Source organism: Bartonella sp. MR63HLJHH (assembly GCF_042194155.1).
GTDB lineage: Bacteria > Pseudomonadota > Alphaproteobacteria > Rhizobiales > Rhizobiaceae > Bartonella > Bartonella grahamii.
Genome location: NZ_JBHIMN010000011.1, coordinates 41,509 through 51,110 on the forward strand (window position 1 = coordinate 41,509; position 9,602 = coordinate 51,110).

At 35.9% G+C, this 9,602-nt stretch carries 8 protein-coding genes and 1 tRNA gene; 6 read left to right on the plus strand and 3 right to left on the minus strand.

What is annotated here, in order from left to right; genetic code table 11:
• Nucleotides 1–146 precede the first annotated feature (146 nt).
• Complete coding sequence (locus tag ACFIKQ_RS07775) at nt 147–650, plus strand: MerR family transcriptional regulator (RefSeq protein ID WP_015856446.1); 504 nt, start codon at nt 147–149, stop codon at nt 648–650.
• Between the two features lie 1,049 nt (nt 651–1,699).
• Here ACFIKQ_RS07775 and thrS read toward each other — a convergent pair.
• The 3 genes from thrS to ACFIKQ_RS07790 form a co-directional block, all read right to left on the minus strand.
• Nucleotides 1,700–3,676, minus strand: a complete 1,977-nt coding sequence (gene thrS / locus ACFIKQ_RS07780; protein WP_375656220.1) for a threonine--tRNA ligase — start codon at nt 3,674–3,676, stop codon at nt 1,700–1,702.
• A 111-nt stretch (nt 3,677–3,787) separates the two neighbouring features.
• Nucleotides 3,788–4,138, minus strand: a complete 351-nt coding sequence (yidD, locus tag ACFIKQ_RS07785) for a membrane protein insertion efficiency factor YidD (RefSeq protein WP_375636062.1) — start codon at nt 4,136–4,138, stop codon at nt 3,788–3,790.
• Nucleotides 4,139–4,567, minus strand: a complete 429-nt coding sequence (locus tag ACFIKQ_RS07790; protein ID WP_375636063.1) for an iron-sulfur cluster assembly scaffold protein — start codon at nt 4,565–4,567, stop codon at nt 4,139–4,141.
• Between the two features lie 125 nt (nt 4,568–4,692).
• On the opposite strand from ACFIKQ_RS07790, the gene folE reads away from it, so the two are divergent.
• The 5 genes from folE to ACFIKQ_RS07815 all read left to right on the plus strand — a co-directional run bounded on the left by folE (nt 4,693) and on the right by ACFIKQ_RS07815 (nt 9,401).
• Nucleotides 4,693–5,313: a GTP cyclohydrolase I FolE gene (folE, locus tag ACFIKQ_RS07795; RefSeq protein WP_375636064.1), complete on the plus strand. Its 621-nt coding sequence runs from the start codon at nt 4,693–4,695 to the stop codon at nt 5,311–5,313.
• Between the two features lie 140 nt (nt 5,314–5,453).
• Nucleotides 5,454–5,538: transfer RNA gene (locus ACFIKQ_RS07800), tRNA-Leu, on the plus strand.
• A gap of 193 nt (nt 5,539–5,731) precedes the next feature.
• Complete coding sequence (locus ACFIKQ_RS07805; RefSeq protein ID WP_375656221.1) at nt 5,732–6,904, plus strand: alpha/beta hydrolase; 1,173 nt, start codon at nt 5,732–5,734, stop codon at nt 6,902–6,904.
• A gap of 136 nt (nt 6,905–7,040) precedes the next feature.
• On the plus strand, nt 7,041–7,547 hold the full coding sequence (locus ACFIKQ_RS07810; protein ID WP_015856440.1) for a hypothetical protein: 507 nt from the start codon (nt 7,041–7,043) through the stop codon (nt 7,545–7,547).
• A 702-nt stretch (nt 7,548–8,249) separates the two neighbouring features.
• Nucleotides 8,250–9,401, plus strand: coding sequence for a tyrosine-type recombinase/integrase (locus tag ACFIKQ_RS07815; protein ID WP_375656222.1), 1,152 nt, complete (start codon nt 8,250–8,252; stop codon nt 9,399–9,401).
• Nucleotides 9,402–9,602 lie beyond the last annotated feature (201 nt).

The window sequence follows — 9,602 nt, forward strand, 5'->3', positions numbered from 1 at the left end:
ATAAAATAAGGGTCTTTGTTTTTTAGAAAAAGACAGTTGTGTAAGTCGTCAATGATGGTCTTATTTTTGACTAATCTTGTTGAGAAATTGAGACAGAATGAGTCATTGTAAAGTAATTTATTTTGTTTTAAATAAGGTGTTGCAAAATGGATAAAAGCTCTGATGCTTTTCGCACAATTAGCGAAGTAGCCGAGTTATTGGAGCTGCCGCAGCATGTCTTAAGATTCTGGGAAACACGTTTTAGGCAGATTAAACCAATGAAACGTGGGGGAGGAAGGCGCTATTATCGTCCGGTCGATGTTGATTTGCTCAATGGTATTAAGCAGTTATTATATGATCAGGGTTATACGATAAAAGGTGTGCAACGCCTTTTGAAAGAAAATGGTGTTGCTTTTGTGACTGCATTGGGTAATGGTGATCTTGATGCTATGAATGTGGTCATAGAGAAGAAACATGCAGGACAAACTTCTGAAAATGCTAGCAATAAGCCTAAGAAATCTTCTTTTGGGCTTTTGAGTTTCATGAGGAATGAAGAAGAAACATCTGTCGGTTCTGTGAATCTTTACAAAGATAAAACTGATAAAGCATTGTTGCAAGAAATCCTGTTTGAACTCATTGAATGTAAGCGTGTTCTTGATAGAGCACGATAACAATAATATTTTTTATTTTATATGTGTTTCGTAGATATTTAGACGTTTTATGGGTGTGCCCAGAGTTTTATACGTTCAACGAATAGTAATGTATCGTATGTGTATATTTAATGAGTTTTTTATAAGAGTTTTCAATTTGGTAAAATATGAAGAGGGGAAAGAATAAACGCTGATTTTTGCCATTTTTCTCTGATTTGACTTTATAAAAGTTAAGGCAATATCTCATCAGTGTAGATTGCAGGATATAGAATGCTATTGGTTTACCAATTTATATGCTTGTTTTAAAGAGATGTTTCTTAAGGCTCCTTAAGCTTATTTTATCATGATTCCTCGTGAATCATATAATGCTAAACCCGTTGAGTACCGCTATTTTTACACTTATGAAAGAGCAAGTCGGCATCATCATTATAGTTTAGCTTGCCCTCAATGATTGCAACAATTTTAGCACTTGAGGCGGTTTATTGTGAGCATTTTAAAGTCCTTTCTCAATAATTTTTATCCACACACTCATTTCACTTATTTCGTGCAAGCGAATGATTTTGATAGATTCAACATAAACATATTTAAAATGAGAGAGTCCTATGATATTCGAAACCTTATTTAATATGAATAACGATATATTATTATTATAAATCAATATGTTGTATTTTTTATAAGGTCTTATTTTACGAACAAGACATATCATTGTTCAGCTAATTTTACATATTTTTTATTAATAAATATGATCTTGTTTTCCGTCTTCTTGCTTGATGTTGCTATAATTATCGTAATGATCTATCCATGATAATAGCGCCATCTTTTCATTACAAAGGTAAAAGATTAATGTTATTATTAATATTCAATTGTCTATGATTTTTTCATTTAAACAGCTTATAGCTTACATTCAACTTTTTCACCAATCCACTCTGTAGAGAGTGATCACGTGATTCTTTCTGGTAATAGATAATTGTGCATGAAACAAAAATGCACTACAATATCAAATCATTTCGTTTTGTACAAAAATTGAAGATTTATAGTAAAAAATTAACGTATTACCATCTTCTGTGATGTTATGCATTTATTACACGCTGCAAATCTGGAGGTGTTGCTTCATTTGAGAGTTGCTTAATCACATCTTCTACAGATAAAAGGGTTTTATTTGTACTTCCTAAGCGGCGCATATTTACGCTGTTTGTTTCAGCTTCACGTTTACCACATACCAAAATTACGGGGACTTTTTGTAACGAATGTTCTCGTATTTTATAGTTAATTTTTTCATTGCGGAGATCTATTGTTGCGGAAAGCCCAATAGCTCTAAGTTTTGCCGTTATTTTTTGGGCATATTCATTTGCTTCGGACGTAATTGTTGCAACAACAACTTGTTCAGGAGCAAGCCAGAGTGGCATATGTCCAGCAAAATTTTCGATTAATATACCAAGAAAACGCTCCATTGATCCAAAAATAGCGCGGTGGATCATAACAGGTTGACGTTTTTCTGAATCTTTATCAATATAGAATGCACCAAAACGTTCAGGGAGATTAAAGTCTATTTGTGTTGTTCCACATTGCCATTCACGACCGATAGCATCCTTTAATGTATATTCAAATTTTGGACCATAAAATGCTCCTTCACCTGGAAGGATGCTTGTTTTGATTTGTCCTGCAAATTTTGTTTCAATCGTTTTAAGAACAGATTCCATGATACTTTCTGCATGATCCCATAATGCATCAGACCCAACTCGTTTTTCTGGACGTGTTGAAAGCTTAAGACTGATTTCTTTAAAACCAAAATCAGCATAAGTTGATAAAATAAGATCATTAATACTGAGACATTCATCGGCTAATTGTTCATCAGTACAAAAAATATGCGCATCATCTTGCGTAAAACCACGCACACGCATAAGACCATGTAAAGAGCCCGAAGGCTCATAACGATGAACAAGTCCAAACTCAGCAAGTCTAATAGGCAAATCACGATAAGATTTTAAACCATGTTTAAAAATTTGCACATGACCAGGGCAATTCATTGGTTTAAGGGCATAAACATTCCCATGATCTGAATCTTCTGCTGCTGGAATTACTTTGAACATATTCTCCTTATACCAGCCCCAATGGCCAGATATTTCCCAGAGTGACCTATCGAGAACTTGTGGTGCATTAACTTCAGCGTATTGATGATCATCAAGGCGTCTACGCATATAGTTGATCAAATTTTGGAACATTTTCCAACCTTTTTTGTGCCAAAAAATCATTCCTGGCCCTTCTTCTTGAAAATGAAATAAGTCCATTTCACGTCCCAAGCGGCGATGATCACGTTTTTCAGCTTCTTCTAGCATATGGAGGTAGGCTTTTAAGTCATTTTCATTTGCAAATGCTGTTCCATAAATTCTTGTGAGCATTGGATTATTGGCATCGCCACGCCAATAAGCTCCTGCGACTTTCATTAATTTGAAAGCAGTTCCAATTTGCCCTGTAGATTGCATGTGCGGTCCGCGGCAAAGATCAAACCATTTTCCTTGATAATAAATTTTTAAATCTTGATTTTCAGGAATGCTATCAATAAGTTCAACTTTATAAAATTCCTTTTTCTCAGAAAAAATTTTTCTGGCTTTTTCACGAGACCAAATTTCTTTTCTAAAAGGTTTATTGCGTTGGATGATTTCACGCATTTTCTTTTCAATGACGGTGAGATCGTCTAATGTAAAAGGTTGTTGGCGTGCAAAATCATAATAGAATCCATTTTCAATGACAGGACCTATTGTTACTTGTGTTTCAGGAAAGAGTTCTTGCACTGCTTCAGCAAGGACATGGGCACAATCATGCCTTATGAGCTCAAGAGCACGTGAATCTTCTCGGGTAATAATCTCCACTTGACCAGATTGTTCCAATGGATCCGATAAGTCTCGCGTGATACCATCAAGACTATAGGCAACTGCTTTTTTTGCGAGTGATTTAGAAATGGATTCTGCTAATTCCAAACCAGTCATTTCGGGGGGGTAATTACGTTTTGAACCATCAGGAAAAGAAAGAGAAACAGAGCAAGACATAAAAACACCCTTTTAATCCAATTCCGCTAACGATTGCGGATGGTTTTGTGAAAATCGAGTAAAAAGCTTATAGACTGATTTTTTATCAATACATACGAAAAAAGAAAAGGATTATTTGTTGTGTTTGTCAGAAATTTTCCAGTAACGCCAAGGTTTATAAAAACAGCAAGAATTTCCAAGAGAAATAGGTACTGGATCAAAGCCATCTGTTCCAAAGGGCCCACAACGTATGATACGAAAGAGTCCCATCCATGCACCAGCCCAAAGCCCATGGCGTGCAATCGCTTCATATGTATATTCTGAACAAGTCGGAGCATGGCGACATTGATTGCCTATAAGACTTGAAAGTGTTATTTGATAGAAACGTATTAAGAAAATACCCAATAATCGTCCAGGTGTTTTTTGCCAAGTGCCTGTGTAATTTCGAGTTATTTTTTTTTGTCGAGATTGTGATTTGAACATTTATTTTTCTTCAATTTTTTGAATGCAGTCTATCGTTGCATCAAAGGGTAGTAGTGTTGCTGCATGGCGCATTTTATAGTCTTTAATGGGCTGTAAGCAAGAAAAATCCTCAAATGGAGCTTGAGGAGAAGGACCATTTTGCGTTAGCATTTGATAAATAACTTCACGCAATATTTTAAGATCTTGTGTTGTTTGTCCGATGATATGAGATGCTAAAAGTGAAGCCGATGCTTGCCCTAGCACACATGCGTGTATTTCATGGGCAAAATCCGTAACAATACCATTTTCCACTTTTAAATCTACAGTGATTGTCGAACCACAAAGGTGTGCATGTTTTCTTGATGTTGCATCAGGATTATTAAGACGCCCAATTTTGTCTATATGTGCAGCATATTCAAGTATTTTATCATTATAGATATTATCAATCATGCGCTATTACCTGAAATTTTGAGAGTCGTGATTGTTTAAACTTTTAATTCGCTTATATAGAGATTATACAAAATGAAATAGGTATGGAGCAAATGCTTTGTATAGAGTAAGCTTGGAGTTTTTGAATGCGTAATGTTGTTAAAGAAGACGCGAAGGATTCTTTTTTATCTGAAGAAAAGCGTCCGAGTATTGAAGAGGTGGAAGAAGCGATTCGTACATTACTCTTATGGATAGGGGAAAATCCAAATAGAGAAGGGCTTTTAGATACTCCAAGACGTATAGCCAAGGCATATCGCGAGCTTTTTAGTGGTTATAGTCAATCGGTTAAAGAAATCTTAGGTACAGTTTTTGAAGAGGTTTCAGGATACAATGAAGCCGTAATCGTAAAAAATATACCTTTTTATTCACACTGTGAGCATCATATGATCCCAATTATTGGGAAAGCACATATAGCATATCTTCCTAATGACAAAATTGTTGGCCTTTCAAAAATTGTACGTGTTGTAGATATTTTTTCTCGTCGTTTACAAACACAAGAAGCTATGACAGCGCAAGTGGCTCACGCGTTAAAAACGTATCTGAAGCCTCATGGTGTAGCAGTATTGATTGAGGCTGAGCACATGTGTATGGCTATGAGAGGAATCCAAAAACAGGGCTCTACAACAATTACAAAAAACTTTCATGGTTATTATGAAAAAGATCAAGCTGCACAAGCACATTTTATGATGATGATTCAAAGATCGTAGTAAAGTCCATATTTTTAGTAATCTCTATTAAGTTATAAATTGTCCGGATAAAAAATAAATTATGAGAAAGAGAAAATTGGCTTGTACCTTTCTTTATGATTTGTTAAAGGCTAAAAACCAAAATGTTTTTCTTCCCACGTGCGGTCGTGGCGGAATTGGTAGACGCGCAGCGTTGAGGTCGCTGTGGGGCAACCCGTGGAAGTTCGAGTCTTCTCGACCGCACCAGTTAGCAGTGAGTCTCTCTGTAATGAGATGAAGTTATGTAGAGAGAGGGGATTTACGGGCATTATAGAAAAATCTTTTTTGTATGTTATTTGTTGATGTGTTGCTAATAATGTTTCATTTTTTATTACTTTATCTGTGCATTTGAAATGTTATATTTTTATAGGGTGGGGGTGAAGTTGCAGTGAGAAGTATAATGATTTTGAGATATTTAACACTTCTTATTTGTATTTCTTTATTGTCAGCATGTAGTGATTCACGCGCTGTGCTTTGGCATGGAGTGCATGCAACTCCTTCTATGACTGCAGTAGAAAGGGAAGTTGAAGGGAATCCGATTTCTCCAAAAGCCATCATTCCAGTGTATGTTGCAACAAGTCGTATGATGCAAAATAATTACGCTCAACCTTATGGTGCAGAGCGATCAAATAAAGTACATTACAATCGCGTTGACGTAGGAATTCCTCAGCAACATATAAAGGGAGTTGTTGAAATAAATGCGTATAAACCTACGCATGATAAGTATTTTGCAGCAGTTGCATTGCAAAAATACGATAATAAAGAACAGTTTAAACAGCAATTAAATGCTGCTTTAGAAAAAAAGCCAAAAGGAAAAAGAGAAATTTTTCTTTTTATCCATGGGTATAATAATAATTTTGCAGACGGTACATTTCGTACAGCACAGTTTACACACGATTATTCTTTAAATGTTGTCGCTGTGCATTATTCTTGGCCTTCTGCCGGATCTGTTCCTCTTTATATTTATGATCGTGACAGTGCTAATTTTGCCCGTGACGGATTGATAGAGCTTTTAACACTTATTAGTGAAACCAATGCTGATCAGATTTCGGTTATTGCGCATTCTATGGGCAATTTTGTTATAATGGAATCATTTAGAACTTTAGCCTTACAGAAAAAATATAAGCCTATTCGTCGTATTACAAGTTTATTAATGGCGGCACCAGACATTGATGTTGATGTATTTGAGCGCCAACTTAATGATATAAAAAAACTTCCGCAGCCAACAGCTATTTTAGTATCTAGAGCGGATAAAGCTCTCGCGGTTTCAGGACGTCTTACGGGTGGACATCATCGTGTGGGCGATGGCTCAGATATTGAAATGTTGCGTAAAAATGGAATAGCTGTTCTTGATTTCTCTCATGTGGATGGGGGAGCACACAATGTCTTTGCATCTTCGCCAACGTTGATGGCTCTTTCTCGGGAAGGTTCTTTGGCTTCCACAATTATGCAAGGTACAGAATTGTCGCCTAGTCAAGCCCTTCTTGCTGACGGTAGTAGTGTGTTGGAGAAAACAACACATCTTATCCTTTATACACCTGTACGTTTTCTCTCTCCACGGATTCCACGTTGATAGTGAAAAGAGAGAAGGGGACATCGAATAATGCATTGGAGGTAATATTTTTTAGCACTTTCTTTAGAATGGCTTTGTAAAATGAAAAATAAATAGCGGGATGAATGTAAAAAAACAGTCATTAGGTGAGTTTGTGATGATTGCACGGAAACGCTATGTTAATACGCCTACAGTTGTTGATTATTTATCTCATTCCGCAATTAAGTTGTTAGATATTCATGCTATGCTTGTGAAGGTGAGAAAAGGTGATATGGGGGAAAAACCAAATTTATTGCGTCAAATTGATTCTACAAAAAAACAGTTAGATGAGATAAGCCATGCTCTTATTTTAGAATATCGTAAACGCCAAGAAAATGAGCGTTTTTTAAAACAAATTCTGCTATCCATTTCCGATCAACTTTTTGCACTTAACAATGGTTTTAAGGAAACAGGACGCCTTTTTTTTCAAGAAGTTAGAATACTTCAATCTCAGATGCAATGTTTATATGAGGGAAAGGAGAGGCTGCATTTGTTGAATAGCCAAGAATCTTTTTGTTCTCCATCAAAGATTGATGAAGTCATTAAACAGTTACAGAAAGCACGAGAAAAGCTTATTCTTGAAAGCCCACATCTCTTTGAAAAAAGCACAAAAGCTAAACAATAAAAGTTCTTTTAGTTGAGCAGATAGATAACTTGAATTTTACAGTAAAAAACGCTGTTAGATAGAAGGCTATAATCTTTTAAAAGAAAAGAATTTGTTTTAATAAATGAAACACATGTATTTTATAATCACACTCTTTACCGTGTTAAAGCTTTAAAAGACTTTGGTTATATCTTTGGTAAAGTTAAGGCTGATGCATTAGGTGGCTTTATTGAAGAAAATATTTGTGTAAAGAAACTTTACAAAAAACTTTCTGATTCTTTTAATAACGGCTCACTGGATAATTTTGCCAATGTTATGGAGTTGTTAGTATATTCATTAGAAACTTAAACTCTAATATTTTCCTTGGTAGGAATTGGCTGAATTTAAAGCATTAAAAAAGAAATTTGATAAAAATAACACGTTTTTTAAATTCACACCCAGCTCTATCTTCTTCTGAATTTAAAAAGGATCGGAAAATGAATAAGCTACACGTAATTAAAAAATCATATGGTGCCCCCAGAGAGCGAATCAGGCTTTAGCAACAAGATTCAAAGTATATAAAGATGTGTAAGAGCATATTGATGTCTATAGCTTTTTATGATTCAATAAAAAAAGTAAGTATTAAAGAAAAAATCTCAAATCAGAAATTAAAGGTGGTCTAAAAGGTGGACCCAAAAAGGTGGACGAGCAATGCTTGAAAAGGTGGACGAGAGGGGACGTTAAGTGAGGGCGATTCATCGGTTATCAGCATCATTCGTAAAGACGTCCTCGCAGGGTAAATATTGTGACGGGGCGGGGCTATGGTTGAATGTTCGAAAAGACAATACACGCTCTTGGTTTTTTCGCTATACGCACCACAATAAGCGCCGTGAAATGGGACTTGGTCCTGTTACGAAACTCTCTTTAAAAGAAGCGCGTGAGCTTACAAGATATTATAGTGATATTCTTAAAGAAGGCAATGATCCTATTGTCTTTCGAGAACAGACTATTTTAAAACAGCAAAGCAATATTTTTCAAGAAATTGCAAAAGCGGCTTTTGAAAGCAAAAAAGCAGAGTTGAAAAATGAAGGTAAAAACGGTCGCTGGTTTTCTCCACTAGAGTTGCACGTGATTCCACACATAGGTAATTTACCTATAGAAAAATTAACAGCCAATATCATTCGCAATGTTCTCGCGCCCCTTTGGCATGAAAAAGCAGACACAGCGCGAAAAGCACTTAACCGTATCAATATTTGCTTGAAATATGCTGCGGCTCTTGGTTTAGATGTTGATTTACAGGCTTGTATGAAAGCACGCGCTCTTTTAGGAAAACCACGTGCTACATCAACAAATATTCCTGCTATGCCATGGCAAGAGGTTCCGGCATTTTATCAAAGCTTGGATGATAAGATCCTTTCAAATTTAGCACTGAAGTTATTGATTTTGACAGGCGCACGGTCATATCCATTGCGCTATTTGCGTCTTGAACAAATTGACAAAAATATATGGACGATACCAAAAGAAAACATGAAAGGTATTGTAGGGAAAGTTTCAGACTTTCGCGTGCCACTAAGTGGTGAAGCTTTGAGAGTTATTGAAAAAACTCTCCCCTTTGAAAAGAATGGTTTTCTCTTTTCTGGTCTTAAAGGTAACCCCATTTCTGATGCCACCATGGCAAAATATATGACAGTTTGTGGTTTGACTTATCGTCCCCATGGTTTTCGTTCAAGTTTACGGGATTGGATAGCAGAGACAACGTCAACACCGTTCGAGATTGCCGAAACTGTTCTTGCCCATTCAGTTGGGAGTTCAGTGACAAAAGCTTATATGCGAACGGATTTTTTAGAACAACGACATGTTCTCTTGGAACAGTGGGCTTCATTTATAACAGGATAGAATTTTTACAATTACCTCTGCAGTGTTTTTAGCTATTTTGGAGAGAAATTTGATATGTCCAATTCTGTGAAAATAACAGTTTTAAATGTGTAAAGCTATTATTGATAGTCTCCATGAGACGAGCAAAATTAAGAAATCATTTTCTAAAGAATTTCGCGCGTCTCAGAGTATGTTTAGAGTCGGATATTTGGTTTTTGTGTA

What these genes read in the sequence shown, in the direction of transcription:
- ACFIKQ_RS07775 (WP_015856446.1), top strand. Translation starts at nt 147, where the DNA reads ATGGATAAAAGCTCTGATGCTTTTCGCACAATTAGCGAAGTAGCCGAG.
- thrS (WP_375656220.1), bottom strand. Translation starts at nt 3,676, where the DNA reads ATGTCTTGCTCTGTTTCTCTTTCTTTTCCTGATGGTTCAAAACGTAAT.
- yidD (WP_375636062.1), bottom strand. Translation starts at nt 4,138, where the DNA reads ATGTTCAAATCACAATCTCGACAAAAAAAAATAACTCGAAATTACACA.
- ACFIKQ_RS07790 (WP_375636063.1), bottom strand. Translation starts at nt 4,567, where the DNA reads ATGATTGATAATATCTATAATGATAAAATACTTGAATATGCTGCACAT.
- folE (WP_375636064.1), top strand. Translation starts at nt 4,693, where the DNA reads ATGCGTAATGTTGTTAAAGAAGACGCGAAGGATTCTTTTTTATCTGAA.
- ACFIKQ_RS07805 (WP_375656221.1), top strand. Translation starts at nt 5,732, where the DNA reads ATGATTTTGAGATATTTAACACTTCTTATTTGTATTTCTTTATTGTCA.
- ACFIKQ_RS07810 (WP_015856440.1), top strand. Translation starts at nt 7,041, where the DNA reads ATGATTGCACGGAAACGCTATGTTAATACGCCTACAGTTGTTGATTAT.